The sequence below is a fragment of the Providencia sp. PROV130 genome (assembly GCF_028482225.1).
GTDB lineage: Bacteria > Pseudomonadota > Gammaproteobacteria > Enterobacterales > Enterobacteriaceae > Providencia > Providencia rettgeri.
Map to the genome: position 1 here is coordinate 96,810 of NZ_JAMPQC010000003.1, position 23,217 is coordinate 120,026.

Annotated in this window: 30 protein-coding genes and 1 tRNA gene; 27 read left to right on the forward strand and 4 right to left on the reverse strand. The window is 41.0% G+C overall.

Annotation, left to right across the window (positions count from 1 at the left end):
- Nucleotides 1–69: 69 nt before the first annotated feature.
- Entirely contained in the window at nucleotides 70–2,220 is a 2,151-nt protein-coding gene (gene yccS, locus PSF28_RS01475) for a YccS family putative transporter (protein ID WP_272665293.1), read from the reverse strand.
- A 123-nt stretch (nucleotides 2,221–2,343) separates the two neighbouring features.
- On the opposite strand from yccS, the gene helD reads away from it, so the two are divergent.
- Nucleotides 2,344–4,395 carry a DNA helicase IV gene (gene helD, locus PSF28_RS01480; RefSeq protein ID WP_272684530.1) on the forward strand — a complete coding sequence of 684 codons (2,052 nt, stop codon included), beginning with the start codon at nucleotides 2,344–2,346 and terminating at the stop codon, nucleotides 4,393–4,395.
- A gap of 55 nt (nucleotides 4,396–4,450) precedes the next feature.
- Here helD and PSF28_RS01485 read toward each other — a convergent pair whose 3' ends face one another.
- Complete coding sequence (locus tag PSF28_RS01485) at nucleotides 4,451–4,909, reverse strand: methylglyoxal synthase (RefSeq protein WP_210835313.1); 459 nt, start codon at nucleotides 4,907–4,909, stop codon at nucleotides 4,451–4,453.
- Nucleotides 4,910–5,023: 114 nt separating this feature from the next.
- Here PSF28_RS01485 and PSF28_RS01490 point away from each other — a divergent pair, with 114 nt between their 5' ends.
- Nucleotides 5,024–5,437, forward strand: a complete 414-nt coding sequence (locus PSF28_RS01490; RefSeq protein WP_210835312.1) for a CoA-binding protein — start codon at nucleotides 5,024–5,026, stop codon at nucleotides 5,435–5,437.
- Between the two features lie 84 nt (nucleotides 5,438–5,521).
- Here PSF28_RS01490 and hspQ read toward each other — a convergent pair whose 3' ends face one another.
- Entirely contained in the window at nucleotides 5,522–5,842 is a 321-nt protein-coding gene (gene hspQ, locus PSF28_RS01495; RefSeq protein ID WP_004256095.1) for a heat shock protein HspQ, read from the reverse strand.
- A gap of 219 nt (nucleotides 5,843–6,061) precedes the next feature.
- Between hspQ and PSF28_RS01500 the strand changes: the two genes are divergently transcribed.
- Nucleotides 6,062–6,340 carry an acylphosphatase gene (locus PSF28_RS01500; RefSeq protein ID WP_004909670.1) on the forward strand — a complete coding sequence of 93 codons (279 nt, stop codon included), beginning with the start codon at nucleotides 6,062–6,064 and terminating at the stop codon, nucleotides 6,338–6,340.
- A gap of 7 nt (nucleotides 6,341–6,347) precedes the next feature.
- Here PSF28_RS01500 and PSF28_RS01505 read toward each other — a convergent pair whose 3' ends face one another.
- The gene (locus PSF28_RS01505) at nucleotides 6,348–6,677 is read right to left on the reverse strand and encodes a TusE/DsrC/DsvC family sulfur relay protein (protein WP_004256090.1); all 330 of its coding nucleotides are present in this window, start codon (nucleotides 6,675–6,677) and stop codon (nucleotides 6,348–6,350) included.
- Between the two features lie 183 nt (nucleotides 6,678–6,860).
- Here PSF28_RS01505 and PSF28_RS01510 point away from each other — a divergent pair.
- From PSF28_RS01510 to PSF28_RS01630, 24 genes are all read left to right on the forward strand, one after another.
- Nucleotides 6,861–6,948, forward strand: a tRNA-Ser gene (locus PSF28_RS01510).
- A 164-nt stretch (nucleotides 6,949–7,112) separates the two neighbouring features.
- A complete protein-coding gene (locus PSF28_RS01515) occupies nucleotides 7,113–8,324 on the forward strand; it encodes a tyrosine-type recombinase/integrase (protein WP_008915269.1) in 1,212 nt (403 codons plus the stop codon).
- Nucleotides 8,325–8,537: 213 nt separating this feature from the next.
- Complete coding sequence (locus PSF28_RS01520; protein ID WP_210855019.1) at nucleotides 8,538–9,509, forward strand: DUF6387 family protein; 972 nt, start codon at nucleotides 8,538–8,540, stop codon at nucleotides 9,507–9,509.
- Nucleotides 9,510–9,639: 130 nt separating this feature from the next.
- Nucleotides 9,640–9,858, forward strand: coding sequence for a helix-turn-helix transcriptional regulator (locus PSF28_RS01525; RefSeq protein WP_210855021.1), 219 nt, complete (start codon nucleotides 9,640–9,642; stop codon nucleotides 9,856–9,858).
- Nucleotides 9,858–10,253, forward strand: coding sequence for a hypothetical protein (locus PSF28_RS01530; RefSeq protein WP_210855023.1), 396 nt, complete (start codon nucleotides 9,858–9,860; stop codon nucleotides 10,251–10,253). The genes PSF28_RS01525 and PSF28_RS01530 overlap by 1 nt, the downstream gene beginning before the upstream one ends.
- A 12-nt stretch (nucleotides 10,254–10,265) precedes the next feature.
- Nucleotides 10,266–10,859 (forward strand): BRO-N domain-containing protein, encoded by a 594-nt coding sequence (locus tag PSF28_RS01535; protein WP_272684531.1) that lies wholly within the window; start codon nucleotides 10,266–10,268, stop codon nucleotides 10,857–10,859.
- A complete protein-coding gene (locus PSF28_RS23620; RefSeq protein ID WP_442958796.1) occupies nucleotides 10,859–12,076 on the forward strand; it encodes a host cell division inhibitor Icd-like protein in 1,218 nt (405 codons plus the stop codon). The genes PSF28_RS01535 and PSF28_RS23620 overlap by 1 nt, the downstream gene beginning before the upstream one ends.
- The gene (locus PSF28_RS01550) at nucleotides 12,069–12,242 is read left to right on the forward strand and encodes a DUF4222 domain-containing protein (protein WP_004265088.1); all 174 of its coding nucleotides are present in this window, start codon (nucleotides 12,069–12,071) and stop codon (nucleotides 12,240–12,242) included. Before PSF28_RS23620 ends, PSF28_RS01550 begins: the two co-directional genes overlap by 8 nt.
- Nucleotides 12,243–12,244: 2 nt before the next feature.
- A complete protein-coding gene (locus PSF28_RS01555) occupies nucleotides 12,245–12,505 on the forward strand; it encodes a hypothetical protein (protein ID WP_004255438.1) in 261 nt (86 codons plus the stop codon).
- Nucleotides 12,502–12,699, forward strand: coding sequence for a hypothetical protein (locus tag PSF28_RS01560; RefSeq protein ID WP_137019079.1), 198 nt, complete (start codon nucleotides 12,502–12,504; stop codon nucleotides 12,697–12,699). The genes PSF28_RS01555 and PSF28_RS01560 overlap by 4 nt, the downstream gene beginning before the upstream one ends.
- Nucleotides 12,696–12,875 (forward strand): hypothetical protein, encoded by a 180-nt coding sequence (locus PSF28_RS01565; protein ID WP_004255431.1) that lies wholly within the window; start codon nucleotides 12,696–12,698, stop codon nucleotides 12,873–12,875. Before PSF28_RS01560 ends, PSF28_RS01565 begins: the two co-directional genes overlap by 4 nt.
- Nucleotides 12,872–13,081, forward strand: a complete 210-nt coding sequence (locus tag PSF28_RS01570) for a hypothetical protein (protein WP_004906529.1) — start codon at nucleotides 12,872–12,874, stop codon at nucleotides 13,079–13,081. Before PSF28_RS01565 ends, PSF28_RS01570 begins: the two co-directional genes overlap by 4 nt.
- On the forward strand, nucleotides 13,078–13,662 hold the full coding sequence (locus PSF28_RS01575; RefSeq protein ID WP_137019073.1) for an ORF6N domain-containing protein: 585 nt from the start codon (nucleotides 13,078–13,080) through the stop codon (nucleotides 13,660–13,662). Before PSF28_RS01570 ends, PSF28_RS01575 begins: the two co-directional genes overlap by 4 nt.
- Complete coding sequence (locus PSF28_RS01580; RefSeq protein WP_004265069.1) at nucleotides 13,659–13,832, forward strand: hypothetical protein; 174 nt, start codon at nucleotides 13,659–13,661, stop codon at nucleotides 13,830–13,832. Before PSF28_RS01575 ends, PSF28_RS01580 begins: the two co-directional genes overlap by 4 nt.
- Entirely contained in the window at nucleotides 13,832–14,026 is a 195-nt protein-coding gene (locus PSF28_RS01585; protein ID WP_004265067.1) for a hypothetical protein, read from the forward strand. Before PSF28_RS01580 ends, PSF28_RS01585 begins: the two co-directional genes overlap by 1 nt.
- Complete coding sequence (locus PSF28_RS01590; protein WP_210783428.1) at nucleotides 14,026–14,640, forward strand: hypothetical protein; 615 nt, start codon at nucleotides 14,026–14,028, stop codon at nucleotides 14,638–14,640. The genes PSF28_RS01585 and PSF28_RS01590 overlap by 1 nt, the downstream gene beginning before the upstream one ends.
- Nucleotides 14,641–14,699: 59 nt before the next feature.
- Nucleotides 14,700–15,074: a hypothetical protein gene (locus PSF28_RS01595; RefSeq protein ID WP_004265397.1), complete on the forward strand. Its 375-nt coding sequence runs from the start codon at nucleotides 14,700–14,702 to the stop codon at nucleotides 15,072–15,074.
- On the forward strand, nucleotides 15,061–17,463 hold the full coding sequence (locus PSF28_RS01600; protein WP_272684533.1) for a primase-helicase zinc-binding domain-containing protein: 2,403 nt from the start codon (nucleotides 15,061–15,063) through the stop codon (nucleotides 17,461–17,463). Before PSF28_RS01595 ends, PSF28_RS01600 begins: the two co-directional genes overlap by 14 nt.
- Before the next feature lie 460 nt (nucleotides 17,464–17,923).
- Nucleotides 17,924–18,322: a ProQ/FINO family protein gene (locus tag PSF28_RS01605; protein WP_272684534.1), complete on the forward strand. Its 399-nt coding sequence runs from the start codon at nucleotides 17,924–17,926 to the stop codon at nucleotides 18,320–18,322.
- A gap of 12 nt (nucleotides 18,323–18,334) precedes the next feature.
- Entirely contained in the window at nucleotides 18,335–18,553 is a 219-nt protein-coding gene (locus PSF28_RS01610; protein WP_272684535.1) for a tryptophan synthase subunit alpha, read from the forward strand.
- Between the two features lie 77 nt (nucleotides 18,554–18,630).
- Nucleotides 18,631–19,146: a hypothetical protein gene (locus PSF28_RS01615; protein ID WP_105880961.1), complete on the forward strand. Its 516-nt coding sequence runs from the start codon at nucleotides 18,631–18,633 to the stop codon at nucleotides 19,144–19,146.
- A 184-nt stretch (nucleotides 19,147–19,330) separates the two neighbouring features.
- Entirely contained in the window at nucleotides 19,331–19,504 is a 174-nt protein-coding gene (locus PSF28_RS01620; protein ID WP_080641485.1) for a 3-hydroxybutyryl-CoA dehydrogenase, read from the forward strand.
- The gene (locus tag PSF28_RS01625; protein ID WP_240105954.1) at nucleotides 19,504–19,845 is read left to right on the forward strand and encodes a hypothetical protein; all 342 of its coding nucleotides are present in this window, start codon (nucleotides 19,504–19,506) and stop codon (nucleotides 19,843–19,845) included. Before PSF28_RS01620 ends, PSF28_RS01625 begins: the two co-directional genes overlap by 1 nt.
- Before the next feature lie 11 nt (nucleotides 19,846–19,856).
- On the forward strand, nucleotides 19,857–23,204 hold the full coding sequence (locus PSF28_RS01630) for a hypothetical protein (protein WP_272684536.1): 3,348 nt from the start codon (nucleotides 19,857–19,859) through the stop codon (nucleotides 23,202–23,204).
- Nucleotides 23,205–23,217 lie beyond the last annotated feature (13 nt).

The following is a 23,217-nucleotide window of genomic DNA, read 5'->3' on the forward strand; positions in this document are numbered from 1 at the left end:
TCAATATTACATATAGCTATACGAGGATGAGTGGGTATTTAGAATTTTAATACCCGCTCATCTGTATATTTATGTTGCACTGATAGTGCGAATGATTTGCTGTATCTCAGGGATTAGCTCAAGTAATAACTTAGTTTGCTCCATGATAAGCAACGTTTTTTCGTCATCACTGGTTGAAATATCATCTATGCGGTGTAATAGACTATGGCGAAGTTTATCTGATTTTTCATCAACAACTAGCGGGTCAATGGTTGTGATTTGTAAGGATGATTCAACATAGCAAATAGCGTCGTTGAGTAATAAAAGATTGCCTTCATTTTGCATTTTTTCACGATGCGCACCTAGCGCTGAAATATAACTGAGTAAAGTATGGTTTAAGCAAAGAAGGCGAAAAGCTTGTTCTTGGGTGATTCGGTAAGACTTAGGATCAGAAGCCATATTGGACACAATGGAAGCGAACTCTGCATCATTATTGTGTGCGTCTCTACGTGCAACTCGATACTCAAGGCGGTTGTCTTTACCTTGGTAGTACTGCTGTAAAATAGCATCTAAATAACGGCAGTTGCTATCCATGGTTTTTTGAATGATTTGGGGGAGTTGGCGGAATTTCCAATCTGGCCAAATAAAGCTAACGGCAAGTAATGCAATAAAACAACCAATTAATGTGTCAATGATCCGTGGAAGTGCAACATCAAACCCTTCACCCAGTAGGTTAAAACAAAACAAAACGAGAAGTGTGATGAATAAGGTTGCTTGAGCATATTGGCTACTGCGAAACATAAAAAACAGTAAGCCAGAAATAACGATTAGCGTAAGTTGGCCTTCCATCGAGGGGATTAAATTCAGCAAAGGTAAACCAATGAGAATACCAACAATAGTTCCTATTATGCGAAGGGCTAAGCGGCGTTTAGTGGCACTGTAGTTAGGTTGGCATACAAATAAGCTAGTGAGTAATATCCAATATCCTCGTTCCATATCAAATAGTTGGATAATTATATAGCCAGAACAAAGGAGAATTGACATTCTTACTGCATGGCGAAATAAAGATGATTTTGGCGTTAAATGGTGTTTAACTCGTGAAATAATATCACTAATCCCTGATAACGATTCATCAGATAACTGTTCTATTTGTTTATTATTTTGCTGCCATGCACTTTGCTCAAGGCTCAGGCCTTTAAGTTGAACATCAATTCCTTTTAAGTTTTTAAGTAAGTTATACAGGGCTTTAATTTCATGAAGTTCAGGTGATTGCTGTTTTAGTAGCTGTAGCGATTTTTCAATGTAAGTGAAAGTGCGTTCAAAACGAGGATTATGTTGGTATTGTTTACGCCATAAAACAGATTGAGCAACTTGTTGGCAGGCTCTCGCTTGCATGGTTAATAGGCGTTGGAAACGAAATAAAATATCACAATGACGTAAAGTGCGGCTAAGTTGTTGATATTGTATGTGAGAGGAGCTAGCCCGTTCGTGAATGTCTTGAGCAACAAAATAATATTGTAGCGAATTTCGTGTACCTTTTTGTCCCCGATCTCCTTTTAATCGACTCAATAATGCCATTTTTGCTTGGTTCATGGTGCTGACCAAGTGACTGTTTACTAATGCTAAATCATAAACAGAGCGTTGGTAGTCATCTTCTAAATCAGGATCAAATAAGTTAGCTTTTGCATCTAAATAAGCTGAAAGTTGCTGATAACATTGGGTTATTGCATCTTGTAATGGCCTTACTGGAAATAAAATATGCCCAATCAAGGTTAAAATATTATACCAAATTGCCCCTGTCAGTAATAATGCGGGTTGTTGGTACCAAGTATCAAAAATGGGTACACCGAGCATGGTATAAATGGCAATTAATAGTGCGCCAAATGCGATGGTAGCGTATCGCTGTCCTAAAGCACCAAGAAGAATAAAGCCACACGTAGAAAAAGCGAGGCCAAAAAAGAAAAATAAAGGATAGGGAAAAAGGAGTTCAATAGAAACGGATGCAATAAAAAAACAAAAAAGTGTAATAATTAAATTTTTTATTCTACCAGTTAGCCTATCATCTAAGTCAGTTAGTGCTGCAGCAACGACACCCAATGTGAGTGGGATGGTGATTTTAGGTTCTTGACCTAACAACCATGGCACTAAGGTTGCGCCTGTCAGGGCTATAAATATTCGGATATAATATAAAATATGGCTGTTATATAGCACACGACGATAACTGGTAAGCAGTGTTAACACAAAGTACCTCAAAGGTAAGACAAGCCTTAATCTATATAGGATAGCTTGTTTGCAAGGAATAAAAAACCGTTTGGAATCAAGCCAACCGTATTTTTATCATTGATTTTCTCAGGTGCAGGACGTATGGAACTGAAATCAACACAGATTGGACAGCGTCTGGCTCAGCATCCCTACAATCGGGTTCGCTTACTCAACGCAGGTATTGAAGTCAGTGGTGAAAACCACCAATATCTTATCCCATTTAATGAACTCATTGATCTTCGTTGTAAGAGAGGGATTGTTTGGGGGGAGTTAGAATTTGAAATTGTGAATGAACAGGTTGTTCGTTTACATGGCACGGAATGGAAACAAACTCAGCGCTTTTACCATTATTTAAATGAAAAATGGCAGCAATGGAGCACTGAAATGAGTCAAGTCAGTGCTCATGTATTGACTGAGCTCGTTAATGCGATTGAACAATTGACGCAGCAAGATCATTGGTTGACATTACACCAACTAGCCGAAATAAAAGATAAAATATCACAAAAATTCTCGTCATTGCCTATGCCTTTAGCACGTATTTCATTGTTTGAAAATTGTGCATCACAGTATCAAGAATGTTTGAATTGGCTAAGTAACAGTCAAGAATGCAGAAAACAAATTAATGATCACTGGTGTGAGTCTGTTTTAGTTCGCTATCACGATTTTTTCCAGCAGGTAGAAACATCGCCACTCAATTATTCACAGTCCTTATCAGTGATCAATGGTGAGGACAATGTATTAGTGCTGGCGGGGGCTGGGAGTGGTAAAACATCAGTCCTAGTCGCTAGAGCGGGCTGGCTTATCTTGCGAGGTTTAGCAAAACCAGAACAAATTCTCTTGCTGGCTTTTGGTCGTAAAGCTGCGGATGAAATGAACGAACGTATTCACTCACGCCTACAACAAGATATTGAAGCAAAAACTTTTCATGCTCTTGCTTTACATATTATTCGTGAAGGTAGCAAAAAATCGCCAGTGATTAGTGAGTTAGAAACAGACACTCAAAAACGGCATACATTATTATTAAATGAATGGCGGGAACAATGTTCAGCTAAGAAAGCGCAAGCAAAAGGGTGGAGAGAATGGCTTTCTGAAGAGTTACAATGGGAAATTCCAGACGGTGAATTCTGGAAAGACGAAAAAATTAGCACTAAAGTCGCTACTCGGTTAGACCGCTGGCTAAGCTTAATGCGTATGCATGGTGGTAGCCAGAAGGACATGATTGAGAATGCGGCGGAAGAAATAAGAGATCTTTTCCAAAAAAGTATTCGTTTAATGGCGCCGTTATTGAAAGCGTGGAAAAGTGCATTGAAAGATGAAGGTGCAATTGATTTTTCAGGATTAATTCATCAGGCCATCAATATTCTAGAAAAAGGGCGTTTTATTAGCCCATGGAAACATATTTTAGTTGATGAGTTTCAAGATATTTCTCCTCTTCGTGCTAAGTTATTGCAAGCACTACGAAAGCAGAATAAGCAAACGACGTTATTTGCTGTTGGAGATGATTGGCAAGCTATCTACCGGTTTAGTGGCGCAGAATTAGACTTAACTACATCGTTTGAACATAACTTTGGTATTGGAGAACTTTGCGCTTTAGACACGACTTATCGTTTTAATGAGCGTATTGGTGAGATTGCTAATCAGTTTATTTTACAAAACCCTATGCAGTTAGATAAGCCATTGAATAGCTTAACTAAAGGAAATAAAAAATCCGTTATTCTTCTGTATGAAGATGCGCTGGAACGTTTGTTGGATAAAATGAGTGGTTATGTCCTTGATGATGAAACGATATTAGTGCTCGCTCGCTATCATTATTTAAAACCTAATATTTTAGATAAAGCCAAGACTCGTTGGCCAAAATTAAACATTCAGTTTATGACTATCCATGCCTCAAAAGGGCAGCAAGCAGATCATGTGATAATTTGTGGCTTGAATAGTGGAAAGGAGGGGTTTCCTGCTCCTGCCCGCGAATCAATTATTGAGCAAGCATTACTGCCTAAGCCAGAAGATTTTGATCATGCAGAAGAAAGACGTTTGCTATATGTCGCATTAACACGGGCTAAGCAGCAAGTTTGGTTGCTTTATCACCCAGAAAAGCCGTCAGAATTTGTTGATGAACTCAAGCAGTTGGGCGTTCCAAAGCAAAAGAAACCTTAAGGTAATTTTATTTTGTATTAAGCGCCAGAATGCAGTGGCGCTTAATATTGATAGATTAGTTAGTTCGTTTAGTTAAGTAGCTTTGGTAATCAGGAATAACAATGTCTATCGCATTATCAAAATAGGGAGAAGTAATTAAAAAATCAGCGGTTGCAGGGTTGGTTGCGACAGGAATATTCCAAACTGTGGCTAAACGTAGCAAGGCTTTAACATCTGGGTCATGAGGTACTGCATTAAGAGGGTCCCAGAAGAAAATCAATAGGTCGATTTTTTGTTCCGCAATCATTGAACCTATTTGTTGGTCTCCCCCCATTGGGCCACTTAGCATACTAGTGACTGGCAACCCAGTGTGCTGGTTAATTAAATTACCGGTTGTTCCGGTTGCATATAAATTGTGAGCTTGAAGCCGTTCATTATTTTTCTTAGTCCAAGATAATAATGAGGGTTTACAGTGGTCATGGGCAACCAAAGCAATATTTTTTGAGGCTGTAATTATACGGGTAGTTGATTCCATGATATTCCCTTAAATAAGATGCGAGATAGACATCTTTAAAAATTGAATGAGCAAAGATATACAACATATATCATAATGCTAATGAATAGTTTATAGATTTTGGGAGATATTTTGATGAGAGATCAAGAAATTGCTGAAATTTTAAAGAGTGTCCGGACTATCGCTTTAGTCGGAGCGAGTGATAAAGCAAATAGGCCGAGTTATGAAGTTATGGAATATCTTTTGCATCAAGGTTATACCGTTATTCCAGTGAGCCCAAAATTGGCAGGGCAAACTTTATTAGGGCAGCTTGTATATGAAAAGCTTAGTGACATACCTGAGCCCATTGATATGGTCGATGTATTTCGTAATGCAGAAGCCGCAGTAGGAGTAGCCAGGGAAGCGGTAGAAGTTAAAGCTAAAATTTTGTGGTTACAAAAAGGCGTGATTAGCGAAGAAGCGCAAAAAATCGCTTTGCAGGCAGGTTTACAGTTTGTTATGGATAAATGCCCAAAACAAGAAATCCCTGCATTAGGCCTTGAAAAATAAATAATTTTCTAACGCTAAAAAGTAAAGCAGCTAGTTAGCTGCTTTACGGTTGCGTTCATAAATAACAATATCGATATTTGAAGGTTAGTTGCGAAGGCGAGGTGCTTGCAACTGAGACCTTATTGATTCCGCTAGTTCATCCATTGATGGTTGTTCTGGATGATCTTCTACGGTTTCATAGGTAATTTGAGCTTCAGCCAAATAAGTATGAACAGCATCCCCATTGTCATCTTCCATAACAACATGATACCAAGGTAGATCGCGTAGTGTGCTGTTAGCGGCAATATCATCATCATGTGGTTGTTCGAGCGAATACTCAGCGTCTACATCTACAACGACGCCTAAGTAGCCGAGAAGTTTGTGTCTAACTTGTTGCCCGATTCCATATTTACTGGTGATCATCATAGCGACCTCCTAAAAGCCTTGCTTATACTTCAAACTATATATGGGCAGTGCTACGCGTTTTCAAGCTAAGATATGGACAATTATCAATAACGCAATACACTGTCTTTATACGTAACTATCAAAAGCAGTGCCTCATTTAGCAGATTATCTGTTCAATGAATAAAAAACAACTGTTAAAAGAAGGTATCAATACATTATGCTCTGACAATGGAGGTTCACATGACTGCATCAGGTCGTTATTTTTATATTTATGGTCGTGTTCAAGGGGTTGGGTTTCGTTACCAAACCTATCATTGGGCTAATCAGAATGGCATAAAAGGTTTTGTGTGTAACCGGGATGACGGCAGCGTTAAGTTAGCTGTTTATGGCTCAGAGCAAGATATTGAGTTTGTTGATGAGTGGCTGAAAGCGGGGGGCCCCCCAGGTGCCAAGATAGACCATTTTTTCACCGAAAATTGGCAAGCCGAGCCAATAGCGGACTTTAGTGTCCGCTATTAGCAAGAAATTAAATACATTTCACCGGTTTTGGCAGGCCAGCAAGTTTAGTGGCTTGTTTAGCTGGGCCTTTTGGAAATAGCCGGTATAAATAGCGGCTATTGCCTTTTTCTTCCCCAAATTGTTGAGAAACGGCTTTAACCAACATACGGATAGCCGGTGAGGTATTAAATTCCAAGTAGAAATTCCTGACGAAACGGATAATTTCCAGGTGTTCATTAGTAATTTCAATATCTTCTTGCTGCGCGAGTAAAGGAATTAATTCTTCACTCCATTGTTGGCTATCAAGCAGGTAACCTTGCGCATCTGTTTCTATTTCTTGATTATTAAAAACCAACATACTCTTATTCAACTCAAATAAAATTAGAACGTAAATTTAGCAAAAATTGGGATATAACCCAAGTAAAGTCGTTAGAATGTCGATATTTTCATCTAACAGTATGAAAGACGTATATTTTTAAAGCGAATGATCAAATTAGGGGTTTACATCCAATGAGAGGATGTTTATAGTGCACGTCATTGCGGAGGGGTGGCCGAGCGGCTGAAGGCAGCGGTCTTGAAAACCGCCGATGGGAAACCATCCGAGAGTTCGAATCTCTCCTCCTCCGCCATCTTCACTTCTAGCAACGTCTTCTAAAGTCTTCCAATCCCAAGTAAATCAAGCATTTTAACTAAATCCCATTATTCCAACGTCTACTAACGTCTATTGAAAACTACCCCCTTTAGGTGGTACATATGGGGGTACATTTATACCCCATGATTTGAGTACCCCTAAATGAAGCTAACAGTTAAACAAATTGATTCCAGTAAGCCTAAAGAAAAAGACTACAAACTATCTGATGGTGGTGGACTGTATCTATTGGTTAAAACTAATGGCGGAAAGTATTGGCGGTTAAAATACCGAATCGATGGTAAAGAGAAACTTTTAGCTATTGGAATTTATCCAACCGTTACACTAGCTGATGCCAGAAGAAAGCGTGATGATGCAAAGAGATTGCTGGCGGATGGAATTGACCCAAACCAACAACGCAAAGAACAAAAGCAAGCCTCAAAGATTGACAGTGTAAACACCTTTAAAAATATTGCCCTTGAATGGTATGAGGGAAGAAAGGATCGCTGGTCTGTTGGTTATCGTGATGACATGATGGACGCATTTGAGAAAGACGTTTTTCCTTATATAGGTAATCGCCCGATTGCTGAAATCAAACCCATGGAACTACTCGAAGTACTTTCTATTATGGAAAAGCGCGGAGCAACCGAGAAGCTAAAGAAAGTGCGTCAACGTTGCGGTGAGGTGTGGAAGTACGCCATTATTACTGGTAGGGCAGAGTATAACCCTGCGCCAGATTTAGCCAGTGCCTTTGTACCACATAAGCGTGAGCACTACGCCCATCTTTCAGTTAGTGAATTACCAGAGTTTCTTTCTTCTATAGATAAGTACATGGGAAGCCAGATTGTAAGAGTGGCATTAAGGGTGCTTATATTAACTGGAGTTCGACCAGGCGAATTGAGAAAGGCGGAATGGTCAGAAATTAACTTTGATACTGGAGTATGGGAAATACCAGCTGAAAAAATGAAAATGCGCCGACCGCATATTGTGCCACTATCAGAGCAGGTTATTGATTTACTGAAACAGATACATCCAATCAGTGGCAGCTATCAATATATATTTCCTAGCCGCACCGATTATAGAAAGCACATATCAGATATGGCACTGAATACGATGATTAGGCGCATGGGCTACAGTGGTAGAGCCACAGGTCACGGATTCAGGCACACAATGAGCACCATCCTACACGAACAAGGCTATAACACTGCATGGATTGAGACACAGTTAGCGCACGTTGATAAAAACTCTATTCGTGGGACGTATAACCATGCTCAGTATATTGATGGGCGTAGAGAAATGCTTCAATGGTACGCTGATTACATGGGGGCATTAGAGAACGGGGATAACGTTGTCCACGGCAATTTTAAACGTGCCTAATCCACCAGCTACCAAATACAGAACCAGACAATAAAAGGTCTGGTTTTTTTGTACCTTAAAGAGCCATAACTGGACAAATAGACAGTAATTATAGACTGTAGTAGACTCGTGTAGACTATAAAGAATAAAGCTATGCCTAGGCTGATCCCCGAAAACTAGTACACCTCTACTAGCTGGCATAGCTCCTACAGAATGAGGGCGTGAGGTGGCGGTATGGCTAGAGCTAAAGGACAAGATATACTCTCATGGTTCGATGTATCACGGTACGAAGAATTATTAGACATGACAGTGAGTGAGCTTATAGATGATGTGCAATTTAGAGGCTTTTTATTGTATCCGGGCGATGATAATGAAAAAATGATGACCACTAGAGATATGCATGAGTCAAGATTAAGTTTTATTGAGGGACTAAAGAAAGGTCATGTATGGTCAACTGCTGCATATCTTCACGCTATTGGTGATGGTGATTACAAAACGAATGAATCCCCAGTTGAAGAAGTGCCAAAAGATATAACTATTACAAGCAATGGATATCCTATTATTGGCAGGAATTTTTTTGAGGAAAATGAGCATTGCGAGTATACAGATGGTGTTGCCTGCACATCTTTTAATGTCGGAGATTTAATATCTTACTATAAGGCTCTCACTAGACAAGAATACATAGTAGAAAAAAGTAAAGGCATAGTAGAGGTCCAGAGTACTAGTATTTTCTCTCCAATTGTTAATGTTGACTATCTGAATGAATCTTTTGGTGGTGAAATAGTTATCAAGTGTAATCTGGAGGAATATTCGGATGATGAATTGGTCACGGAATTTAAAGAGTTAATTAAGTATTGGCGAGCAGAGGCAGGAATAGAAGAGCCAGATAGAGCCAATAATAGAATAGGTCTTTCTACCCTAAAGAAATTAATCACATATAAGATTATCCCTTTTATAGATTTACTAGTTTGGGAAATGGCCAACAACAAAAAAATAAGCAATGAAATTTTAGCAAGAGTGCTCTTTCCATTAACGGAATCAGATAGTGAAATTATGAGTGGCGTACAAATAAAAGATACCATAAGACCATTTGTTGAAAAAATACTTCATGAAGATTTACTAAGGGAGTTTTTATTTTTTACCAAGAAAAATGAACACCTTCAAAGTATGCGATTTTCAGACATACTGAAACTCGCCGAAAATTAATAGTAAATAATTATGCGGTAAATCATTTTTTTACTTATGTCTACTATAGATTAATAGTAGAAAGCAAAATACCCCTGAGATCTACGAACGTCTACTAAGGCGTATCATTAACTAGATAACAGGGGGCATTATGCCAACAGTAACAATCTTAAAAGAAAACCTCATTCGCTTACCTGAAGTTATGCGTCGTACTGGCTATGGTAAGGCGTGGATTTATCGCCTCATTGAAGCAGGTCAATTCCCTAAATCAGTAAAAATCGGTACTCGTTCTATTGCTTTTGTTGAGTCAGAAGTCGATGAGTGGGTAGCAAATAAGATTGCTGAATCACGTACTGGCGAGGTGGCATAATGGAAAAGAAAAACCACCCGCTACAGGTGGCTTCTCAGGATAACGCGACAGTATCTATTCTATCAAAGAATCCACCAAAAAAACACCGTGCCCGTTTATATATGTTAGGTACAGGCATTAATGGATTTACAGAGAATGAAATATTAATTCATTGTCGCTTATCGTCAGGTCGTAATTATCCAAATGAATTGGAACGTTTATTAAATATCGAACTAGAACGCATTGATGAGCCTAATCCTGATGGTATCGGGTCACACTACCGTTACCGCTTTAAGACGGCTCAGGATGCGCAGAAGGTTATCAATTTAATTAATGAACGCGCTGAACAAGGTAATTACCAAACACTGGATAAAGCCCACGCAAATAACATTTTAAGTCTCTACCCGACAAAATAACGGAATAAGAAAATGAAACTAAAAAATAACAGCTTAAATGCTGGTGGATTCGCTCACCCTAAATTCAGCGACGAGCCTATTTTAAATATTAATTCAGATGATATTTCCGTTATTCGATTTGAGGGAATAGAGGTACGGATAGTTAAAATTAATAACAATCCTTGGTTCGTAGCTAAAGATGTTTGTGATGCTCTACAATTAACTAACTCAAGGGCTGCTTTGCTGGCTCTAGATGAGGACGAAAAGGATGTAAGTTTAATTTACACCCTTGGCGGTAATCAGAAGTTGAATATTATTTCTGAGTCTGGATTTTATAAACTGATAGCCCGTAGCCGTAAGGCAACCACTAAAGGCACATTCGCGCACCGCTTCACTAATTGGGTATTCCGTGACGTTATCCCATCTATCCGTAAAACTGGCGCGTATGGTGTGCCATTCTCAGCGTTAAATGACTTTACCAAGCGTCAGCAACAATACCAAATTACATCCTCACAACATGGGCGTGATTTGCAATCCTGCAAACAAAAGAAAGCTGATTTACAGCGTGAAGAACGCGAACTATGGGAAAAGTACCAGCCTGATTTTCTTGATGGAGAAATCCACTAATGACGGCTATTAACTTACAAATGTTTGGTACACCCAAAGCGGTGTATCAAAGTTCAAATATTAATCAATTATCCCCAGAGTTGGGGAATATTGCCTACCAAGTGAATGATTCCCTACTGGCAGGTAATAACGTAAGTTCAACTTACACTAATCAGCCGATTACCATAGCTTTAAACTACGGTATTACTGGCAATCAATCAGACAAACATTCGTCTGGTTACTCGGTCAATATTTTGGCTCAGTGCTCAGCTAATATTTTGGCTCAGCAATCAGCTAAAACTTTAGCCGATGTATCAGCGAAAATTTACGCCAATCAATCACCCAAATTTACGGGAAATCAATCAGGGGAATATTTCTCAGGTTATAAATCCGCTGGTATTTTGCGCTACTCAAATTTGAGTCACTCAAAACGTGGAGAATTTACACCATTTGCTAAAGGTGATTTTTCTCACCTTTCTAAAGTCGGGAAATCCCGCTATTTGAATTCGTTCATCTCAAAAAATGGGAAAATTGAGTTTTGCGAGTCCATAAAAGGCAAAGTAATTGAGTTTTTACAGTCCATAAAAAAGGGCAGCCAATCGGCTACCCTTGGAAACGTCGATATTAAATACCGAGCAAGTGAGAATATTAATATTAGCTTACTTCTCTGGTATGGCAAATATCAGTTTTTAGGCTTAACACCTAATCTTTCCAGCTCGTTACGACAGGCTGTCTTAACCCATGCGCTAAATGAAGTATCTGCAGAGGCAGTATTGATTTGCTCTAATAGATCATCTTCAAAGCGAATATGTTTCATTGTGCTACCTGAACGGTCAAACGCCTTTTTCTCTTTTTTCTCTTGCATTGGTAACTACCACGGTTATAATGATTATGAGTATGGTAACTACCGCGATACCATAACGCAATGGTTACTTACTAAAAAAGCAATGCCCCGCTGTGCGCTAACACTAACGGGGCATCTAATCACCAACGATAGTCTAATTATCGAGGTAACTATGAGTAAGCATAACACACCCGTCACAGGGCGGACTAGTCTCACCCCTAACCAATCGTACAGATGGTTATTCCTCGCGTTAAACCGTAGCGATTACACCGCTAAACCTTGCCGTATTGCTGTTACAGCACCGAACGAGAACAGTGCAAGACTGATGCTTGTACGTGATTACATGCTGATATTCGCTGGTCGCTCACCTGTTCAGGGGGTGGCTCATGCGTAACCCTCAACCTAATGATTTTTACACCCACAAAAATAATGGCGAAACCGTCAAAGTTCTGTCGGTTCAATTCAACCGTGTGACCTTTCAGCGAGACGGCTTTGATAGTCCTGTCATTGTTCCATTAAGCCAGTTCAGCAACGAATACACCTATGCAGGGAGGGCTTAATTATGAGTCGTTTATATCCTGATAACTATCAGCGTATTCAAGCTGAAATAGCGGACATGTTAGGCAATAACACCCCTTTACACTCAGAAGAACGTAGCCGTGACCGTTTGCTTAGGGTTCGAAAAGGTATGGCTCATATTCTTTGTGAGGTATTCCCTCAGATTGATGATCCAAAAAAACAAGAACTCTATTACTGGTTGGAAGCTATTAACCGTATTAGTGACGCAGAAGCCGTAGACGCAAAATTAGAGGGGGAAGTATGAGCGCAGATATCACTATTCACCAAGCGGCTGAAAAAGCTCATCAGGTTGAGTTAATTAATCTACTCATTGAATCGCACCCGCACCAGTTACAAGGCAGTGAAATATCTACTTTAGCTTCTCTTATGGCGAAGTTATCCGGTGACGTCTGCGCATTTCTTCAAGAGGAAATTGTGGTACTGGAGGCGAACTCATGAGCAAGCCTATTCCATTAGACAGAGCCGCATATAAGGCACAGCAAAACAATTCATTGCTTGCCGTTATCTTGGAGCAAGTGAGTAGCGATTGTTCGCGTGAGTTAATCGACCTCGTTTCTATTGCGTATGACTTCAACGCAGAAATATGTGAATCCCTCGAGGAGGCGACCAAATGAAAACAATCAAATTAAAGGTTGGTCACTTATCTACCTTGGAAGAAGTCGAGCATATCAACGAGGAACTCCAAGCGTTGTTAATCCCACTCTTAACGGCTGTAGAGAATGAGGCTGATACAGATACACATTTTCTACTGAGAGCTGTTAATCGCCTTGTACATGCTCAAGGGAAAGAAATTACTCGGTTAGCGGAGGTGATGAAATGAGACAGGTCACTATCAATGCCACCAGCTTAAGCCCATTCATGTATCAAGGTAAGCGAGTAGTGACCTTTGCCATGATTGACGAGGTACACCAACGCCCGAAAGGTACAGCAAAGCGCACATTCAACACGCATAAAAAGCACTTCATTGATGGGGTAGATTACTTTTTGCTCACTAAGTACGTAATACGTACCGAGTTGCCCGAACTGGAAATAGGCGGAAAAGCAAAAGAGCTAATGCTTATCACTGAGTCAGGTTATTTGATGGTTGCCAAGCCATTTACTGATGATTTGTCGTGGCAGGTTCAGCGTTCAATGGTTAACAGTTATTTCCGACTCTCTGAATTCCCAGAAATTAAACACATTCAAATACCCACGCTGGCGGAACTTGAAGCCATGCCAATTGGTGAGGCTCAGAACTTGATTAGCCGTTTAGAAGCTGACTCTTATCAAGGTCACGGTAGGCGCGGTAGTTATGCCATGAACCTACGTCGTAAGGAGAAAAAAGCACTTAAACCAATGGTAATTGCCATTGAGCAAGCCTCACAGCTACACATTCAGGATATGGGGGATTATCGCTCATGAGAACGTTTCAAATCGCAGGATATGGCACAACACCTAAAGGGTTAACGCTAGGTATTTGTAAGCAGGTGATATCTACCACCCAGAAAGACGCACAATCGCAAGTGATGCGAGAAGCGCAACGTGACGGTTTAACCGATATCCGAATTAACTATGTGCGTGAGGTGAAGTAATGAAGCAGGAACAAAAACGCGAAGTGGAAAGGTTACTGGAGCCGCACCAATCAAAAGTATTAATGCTAATCACCTTGCTTTCCACGTGGCTGGACGCAGAGGAATGCGACGAAACCAGAAACATGATCTGGGCAGTATTGATTGTTGTTTATTCGATTAGGGATGAAATGAACGAAGCGGCAGAGGGAAAATAATGAGCTTATTTATCAAACGTAACGTTGCCAGTTTTGGCTATGGTGCCACAGGTGTATTGGTTGTTTATCGTGAGAATGGTCAGCTTAATGAGGTGATTAGTTACGACGATGCGCTTAAATCCCTTGATGCTGGTGATTTTGACACTGACTTGCTCATGGGGTTTGAGCTTGTATTGGCACTCTCAAAAGGTGAACGAGAACGCTTATTTAATCCAACATTAGAGCAAACGTTGATTCTATGCCGTTGGGTAGTGGCTGCGTCATTTGTTCAAGAGTTAAGAGATCAACATGGCGTTATTGAACTCGACAATGAGCGAGGCGGCAAAGATATTGCCACGCTGTATTACAGCGATAACGGTTCGGGGATATCGGTTTATCCATCGGGCGAACGTGCGTTGTTAACTACGCATATGGAGGACTTTGTTTGTGAGCAATACGGGCAGGAAATGGGGCGGCAGTTAGTTATCAGGGCTTACATGGACTTTATCAATATGCAGCCAGAAGTGGGAAATCGCCTCTCTGAAAAAGGGCGAAAGGGGCTAACTATCTTGCATGATGGCCTTATGAAAATCGCTCGTTCTAGTGAAGTTGGCACTATGCCAGTGTTTCACTGATAGGGGGGGAGCATGATTAATAATTTAACCCATTTACTGGCGAACAAAGGAGCATTTCAATGAGTAACATTATCCCATTTAAAACCAAAGCGAACTCGCTTGATGATGCGCTGAAAGCCTTTGCCTTTGCTGTATTTAAAAGCCGCCCGAATGACTTTGAGGAATGTTACACCTACACGGAAACATGCCAAGGCCGTACTAACAAACAACAAATTTCACCGATTGAGTACCTTTGTTTCTTAACTGAGGTTTGTTTTATTGAGCCGCTAATAGACCAGTTTGAGGAATACGAAACGGCCGCATTAGAAGCATTAACTAAAGCGGTAGATTGTGGGCGTCTTACTCTGGAAGGCGAGGCGTTATATCAATCTGTTTTAAGTGTGTCTCATGAAATGGCTGAACCAGCTGGAGGCGCAGAGAATGAAGCCGATTGATGTTATCCGTGATGTAAAGCTGAAAGCTAACGGCCAATGGCAAAACATATTATCTAACCTCGGGGCAGAAGTGCCCCTAAACACGCACACGGCTTGCCCTCACTGTGGCGGTAAAGACCGTTTTAGATTTGACGACAAAGACGGCAACGGCACATTTATTTGTAGTCAGTGCGGCTCGGGTGATGGGTTGGACTTAGTTCAGCGTGTTCTGGGTGGTAGCGTGACAGAAGCCGCGTATGAAGTGGCTGGCATGATTGGAATTGATACCCTTTCAGATAATCCACCAGCCTACCGTAGCCATGAGGTAAAAGCGCAACAGGACGCATTGAAAGCGCAGCAAGCCCAGAGCCAAGCTAACGAGCAGATAGAGAAGCATAAACGTTTTACAGCGCGATACAACCGCACTATTGCCAAAGCTAAACAGGGCGAGTCTGAGTATCTCAAGGCGAAAGGGTTTGATAGTACCACCGTGACTCTATTGTCTGATGGTTCGCTAATTATTCCATTGATAGACACTGACGGCACAATTACAGCCGCACAGACCATTAAACCCAATGGCGATAAACGGCTATTACTCGATAGTACGAAGAATGGCAGCTATTACCCCATTAATGAGCCTGTAAACGTTTCTACGGTGATTATCGCCGAGGGATTAGCAACCGCCATGACGTGCCAGTTAATCCAGCCAGAAGCGCACACAGTAGCGGCAATTGATGCGGGTAACTTAATTCATGTGGCTAAGGTGATGCGGACTCAGTACCCAGAGAGCAAGATTATCATTGCGGGTGATAACGACATTAAGCCCGACCAATCAAACATAGGAAAGCTGGCGGCAGAAAAGGCAGCTAAGGCAGTCAATGGTATTACGGTTTTACCGCCTACCGAGGATAAAGCTGATTGGGATGATTACCGCCTATCACACGGCATTGAGGCAGCAATACAGGCATTTAATGAGGGGATTAACGCCATGCAGGAAGCAAACACAGTCATCATTAATACCACTAAGGCTAAAAAGAAAAAGCGCGGTATTGATACTGATACCGATATTGCCAAATTAGCCCCGAATCAATTGGCTATGTTGCTGATTGAGCGATACGGACAATTAGCCGTTAACACAGAGTCATTGACGGTATACACCTATAGCGGGGTGATGTGGGAGGCAATTAAAGATAGTGAGCTTTCCCGCGAAATGGCTGACTTTTTTATTGAGAATGAAACCCACTTTAGTATGAGGCGGATCACTGGTGTCATTGATGTATTGAAAGTCATTGCTGAACCCATGGGCGAGTCTGACATTGATTTAATCGGTTTCACTAATGGCGTATTGAACACGAAAACCCATGAATTTAGACCTCACAACGCTAACGATTGGTTATTACATCAAAATGGGATCACCTATACCGAACCCGCAGCAAGTGAAAATCTGAAAGATAACGCGCCAAACTTTACCGCATGGTTATCTCATGTATCGGGGGGAGATGAGGGAAAAGCAAGACGTATCAAGGCTGGATTGTATATGGTGTTTGCTAATCGTCATGACTGGCAATTGTTTATCGAGGCAACAGGCGTAGGCGGTAGTGGTAAAAGCGTATTCGCACATATCGCTGAGTTGTTAGCAGGGAAACACAACACATCAAGCGGTGATTTAAAGGCCTTGGACGATGCGAGAGGCAGAGCGCAATTTGTGGGTAAAAAACTGATTTTACTCCCTGACCAACCTAAATATGTTGGTGATGGTGCAGGGTTAAAGGCGATTACGGGCGGTGATCCAGTTGGTATTGACCCCAAATACGAAAAGCAATTTTCTATGGTGATGAAATCCGTTGTATTCATGACGGGCAATAGACCCATGCAATTTACTGAGCGTAGTAATGGCGTTGGTCGTAGGCGCGTTATTTTTCATTTCAATGAAACGGTGAGCGAGGATAAAAAAGATAAGAACCTGCCAGAAAAGATACAGGCAGAAATTCCTGTCATTATCCGTGACTTGCTGCGCGAGTTTCCAAACCCTGATACAGCCAATAAATTACTGATTGAACAAAGAGGCTCTGGTGAGGCGGTTGATGTGAAACGTGAAACTGACTCATTAATTGATTTTTGCGCCTATCTTGTCGCACTCGAAAGGGTTGAAGGCATGTTTATGGGTAACGCGAATATCTCACCACCCGCACCGAGAAAGTACCTTTATCATGCTTATATGGCCTATATGCAAGGGAACGGCAACAGGAACCCATTAACACTCACAACCTTTGGGCGTTCTATCGACGGTGCGCTCAAAGAGTTAGGAAAAAAATACATTAAAGATCGCTTTACTCAGGGAGTCAGAACAAACCTCGAATTAAACGAACTGGAAGCCGAGGACTGGCTACCACGAGTACCGACAAAATAACGTAAAAGTAAAGTTTTAAGTAAAACTGTTCATAGTGTTCATAAATGAAAAATAGGTATAGATATCAATAGGTAATTTATGAACACTTGATATTAAAGTATTCATTAAGTGTTCATGAGTGTTCATTGTTGATATGTAGACTCTACATAAGTCTTCATAGGTGTTCATTGAAGTGTTCATATTTAATTGATTGTTATATATGGAAAATAACTTTTTATGAACACATGAACAGTTAGCGCATAAAACTTTTCACACCTTGCAACGAAAAATAATTAAGAGCATAAAAAATGACAAATCAATCGGAAATAGCGAAACAAAATTACATTACTTCACTGGCTGGCTTGAAAGCCGAAGGCCTCAGCAGCGAGGAGGCAATCGCTTTTTTGCTTATTCGAGAGCTGCGAAGTGTAGCCACTGAACTAGAACGCTTAGAATCGACAATATCAGAGAGGCTGTAATCATGGATCAGAGAGCAACATTAATGCTAAAGCGTAAAACGACACAGGAAGCCCCACAGCAACCGAAGAAGAAAAACAAGGCAGATGTTCACGCGAAGAAGAAGCAACACCGTATCGACCGTATAGCGAAGCATTGGACGCTATTTAGTGAGCCAGAAGCCAAGCCGCTAATGATTGGCATCAAGGAAGCCATGATTGCTGATGTTAAAGATAAAGGGCTGGATATCCCAGAGAGCCACATTAAACAGGGATTACGGTCATACATCAGCCGCAAGGCATATTTGAAAGCGCTTACTCTGGGCGGCAATCGGTTTGATATGCACGGACAACCTAACGGAGAGGTTACGCCAGAACAACAAAGCATAGCAGAGCAAAAACTGATAGAGTGGCTAAAGAAATGATACAGGAGCCTTATGAAAATTATTTACAGAAGCAATGGTAATCAAGATGTAATTGAATTGGCTTATACAATCTTTGAGCTTGATAAAATTAAATATGCCATGCAAGCCGTCAGGCGTATCGCTGACGTTAATGTCAAAACTTCAGGATTTATTTTTAGGCGCATGGTTATTACAGGTACGCCAGAACAAATCAAAATTGCTAGAAAGGCTCTGATTAGGCGTTACAGATAGTTATTAGTTGAACACCGCCAACGCATAAGCCGAGGCGGTTATGTATAATTGGCCTTATCAACTAAAGGGATCACTAAATGAAAAAAATCATGATAACGGCTCTATTGGCTTTGTTTCTATCGGGATGTGATAACAGTCCACCAGCACCCTACGGATTTAAGTGGGGGCAATCGGTGGAGGATATCCAAAAGTTAAACTTAGATGGGATAATATGCTATGAGGGGGCTGTTTGTAATGTTGAAGAAATGCCAGACCACGCCCGCGGACAGGCCGTGCTAATGTTTAACAAAGAATCAAAGTTAGTTGAAATACTTTATACAAATACGCTTGAAATCATGAATACCAGCGAAGAGCAGGCGCTTAATGAATATGAACGGGCAATCACCAATTTGACTGCGGTTTATGGTAGCCCAATACAAAATATAAAAAGATTGGATGATGCCTCTAATTTGTTTGGGTGCTTACAAAAAGCTGGCTGTGCTGAATTTGCCACCAAGTTTAATAAAGATGGATATGCCGTAAACTTGTATATGGTAGATGGTAAAAATGACGCCGTATTTATACTAACAGAGTATACAATCCCCAAAAAATGACTATTTAAAACTTAGAAATGAAAGCCGACCTTGAGTCGGTTTTTTGTTGTCTTAAATTTCAATTAAATCAAATTAAGTAGAAAATATTTCTATATTTATATCTTTTTATAGCAATATATTATTGTTTATTTTTCACTCTGAATTATAATTGTGGTGTATATAACAACAGGGTGGATAAATAATCATGGATAAGCAAAAAAGAACCTTCAAGGCAGTGTCAATTGAAAGCGACATAGTAGACCGTGTTAAAAAATTTAAAGAAAAACAGGGTGAAAAAGATGTTTTCATTCAACGAGCGCCTATTGGTCAATTAATTCAAGGTCTATTAAGTGATGCCTTACAGCGTGAGGGGTTCTAATGGAAAAGTTACAGCAGTTAGCAAGTACCATAGCTCAGATTTATGTTGATGGGCTAAAAGCGGAAACGGGAACAACATTAGTGACTTATAACGGCATTACAGGCGAGGTGATCCCTGAATTGCTGGCGGCAGGGCTATTTGATAATGCGGTGTATATCGTTAAAACGGATGGAGAGCAAATTGACGTTGAAGGTAAGGCGTTTAATTTACTGTCACCACTAATTAACCTTTCAACAAAGCCTTACTCACTAACAGAGCGTGCTTATGACGTGATTAATTTTTTAAATGCGAAAGCATTAAAAGCGCGAAATATTTTATCCAATAAAACGAATTGTAATTAATAGGTGATGATATGGCTGACAGTCAAAGTGTAGGTGGTATTCATTATGATGTAGACATGAATATTGAGGGGTTAGTCGGAGGTGGAAAGGCTGTAGAAAAAGAACTAACCAAGCTTGAGAAAGGGTTTGATGGGGCCAGTAAGGGGATTGCCCGATTAGATAAAGCAGCAATGGCAGTATCTAACTCATTAAAAATGCCCGAGCTAAATAGGCTATCCAGAGATATGGCTCAATTATCAGGGAAGATGGGGGCTAACTCCATCGCAACAGATAAGGCCATGCAGTCACATAATAGATTTACAGGTGTACTTAGCACCGTATCAAGCCAATTAAGCGCTGGATATATTGGTAATGTAGGTAGCGCTACGGCATCACTAATCAATCATACTAAAGCAGCCTTAGAAGCGACACAGGCGGAATTAGCGAACGCTGAAGCCAACAAGAAACAAGCTGAGACCTATCAAGCATCAGCGGCGCAAATGGTGTTAAATGCCAAAGAAGAAAAAGCAGCCGCACAATCAGCAATTGAACTCGCTAAAGATAAAGTGGCAGCAGCAGATAGCTTGACGATATCGTTAGAAAAACAGCGAGTAGAGCTAGAGCAGCAGGTAAAAGTCCAAAGGCAGATATTAAGGGACGCTAAAGAAACATATAAAATAGCGCCAAAAGATGAAAATTTTCAAGATGTTGTTGTCGCTAGAAATAAAATGATGGCTACCGAAAAGAAAATACAAGCCATCGGTAATCAGATAGACAAAGAGCAAGTTTCCGCATCACAGGCCCTGAAAAAAGCTAAAGAAGCAGAAATAGCGGCAAGCGCAAAAGTAACAGCCGCTACAGCGCTTGAACAGAAAGCTAAGGCGACACTGGCAACCGCCAATGAAGCAGTTGCTACAGCTAGCGCAAAAGCGACAGCGGCAACCAAAGCACAAGCTATAGCGATGAATGGCTTGCGTGGTGTAATGGCTTTGCTTGGCGGGCCTACTGGTTTATTTCTTTTGGCAGCCGCAGGAGTTTATGCTCTCTATGAGGCAATGACTGATGACACAGCAATAAAAGAGTACAACGCTAAAATCGATGAGATGATCACTAAGATTGACTCTCTGACATCTAAGCAGGCGGAGGTGGTATCGAGGGAGCTAGGCGTTAGGATAGCTAAAACAAAAGAGGAATTAGTAAAAAGCGTTAATGAAGTCAAAAAGCTAGAAGGTGCCCTAGAAAGGATGAATGCCATCCCCAATAAGAACTCGGATGTATTACAATCTATCAAGTTGGCTACTAAACAGTTAGGGGAATACAATCTTGTTATTGTTGAGGGAACAAGAAGAATAAGAGAGCAAGAAGCCCAACGAAAACAACTAAATAAAGTTGAAGCAGATAGGAAAGGACTTAAAGATGAACGCGTAGATGCGATGAACATCTTTAACGATGCTGCTAAAGGTGCTATTGAATCCAACAAAATGCTAGCCAAAACTATAGAGCTAGGCTCTCCTGCGCTGGCCAAGATGGAAATGGAAGTTTCCGCACTTGAACTAAGTTTATCTGCGGCTGGAATTAGCTCAGAAGAAGCTGAAACTCAAATTTCCAATTTAAAGCAAACATTAGAAGCTGGAAGGGCTGACAGCTTTGAATTAATGCTTCAAGGCATTGAGGAAAACGTCCAAGCCTTAAAGATAGAGATGGAAGAAGGCAAAGACGCTGCTATAGAGTATTTGGCTACTGTCCAAATGGCTAAGGCTGGCGTTAGCGATGATGGTATGCTTGATCGCTTAATTAGTGGATTAAGAAAGCAGCATGAACTTCAAACGCAAATATCTAACGGAAAGAAAAAAGGCAGTGGCGGCAAAAAAGATAAGGCAGGAGACGAGCTTAAACGCCAACAAAATGAAGTCGCCGCACTTAATAAAAGGTTTGAATTACTTAGCACTGGTGTAGCTGATGCTAATAGAGATATGGCTATGTTTGAAGCCGTCCAGAAGCTAGGCGCTAAGGCTACAGATAAGCAAAAAGAAGCCACTGAAAAAGAAGCAGCAGAAATATATGACCTTACTCAAAAGGTCAATGACTTCATCCAAGCGCAAGAAGCCACACCAGAATTAAAGCTGGCTCGTGAGTTCGGAGAGGAAGCTAAAACTATTCGCCGCATGTTTGATGAGGGATTCATCGATAAAGAAACGTTTACGCAATTAGGCCGTGAAGCAACTCAGGCATTTGAGCAGGGCATGTCTGATATTCGCATAGAAACAACCTCAAATAATATCATCACAGATATTGGTGAAAACCGCGCTAAATTCGACCCTATCCAAGCATTGGATAATGAAAACACCCGTAAGCTTGCAATGATGAAAGAGTATTACGATCAGGAACAGAAGCTACTGGATGATTCATACGCTAAGCAGCAAATGACCCACGAGCAGTACACAGCGGCTAAATCTGCAACCGATATGCAATATCACCTGTTAATCACAGCAATGGATAAACAATATCAACAGCAGCAATTAGCGGCACAATGGGAGCTAATGAGACAGCAGAACCTAGGCTATGAAATGTTAGCTTCAGCGGTTGATTCTCTGGCTGGAAATGCTTCAAACGTTATCACTGGGTTAATGACGGGTACTATGTCAGCGGCTGATGCTATGCGCTCGCTGGGTAATACGATTCTAAACAGTGTCGTTAACTCAATCGTGCAGGTTGGCGTTGAGATGCTGAAAAACTTCATCATAGAGCAGACTATTGGTAAGGCCTCTCAAGTTGCCAATGCCTTAGCAGCCAAAGCTGGTGGAGCAGCAGCATTAGCAGCATGGACGCCAGCAGCAATAGCCGCTTCAATTGCCACGGGTGGGGCCGCTTCAGCGACAGGGTTAGGCGCTTTCCAAGCATCAATGCTATCTGGTCAAGCTCTTTCTATCGGGTTAGCCGGTGCGAGATATAACGGTGGGCCCGTAAAAGGTGGTTCAGCCTATGAACTTGGTGAGAAGAACCTGCCAGAATTGATGCAAATAGGAAACAAGCTCATCGGCATACCCGGTAATAACGGGAGGGTGTTCAGTTATGACGAAATAACAGGCGCACCAGTGATACCCAAAGCGCCTACAGGTAAGCAGTATCTGAACCACAAGAATAATGAGCGAGCAATATCGAATAAAGATATGCAAGGGGCTGGCGTTGGTGGTGGGCTTACGGTAATTATCAATAATTCAGGGCCACCAATGGAAATTACAAATCAAAGAGAGTTTACAGCTCAGGACGGGCAAAAATTCTTAGAGTTATGGTGTCAGAACTTTACTATAGGTGGCATTACAAGAGATACGGTAACACGGTATACAACCGCTAATAGTAAAGCTCATGGGTCACTATAAGCAATAAGGGCAG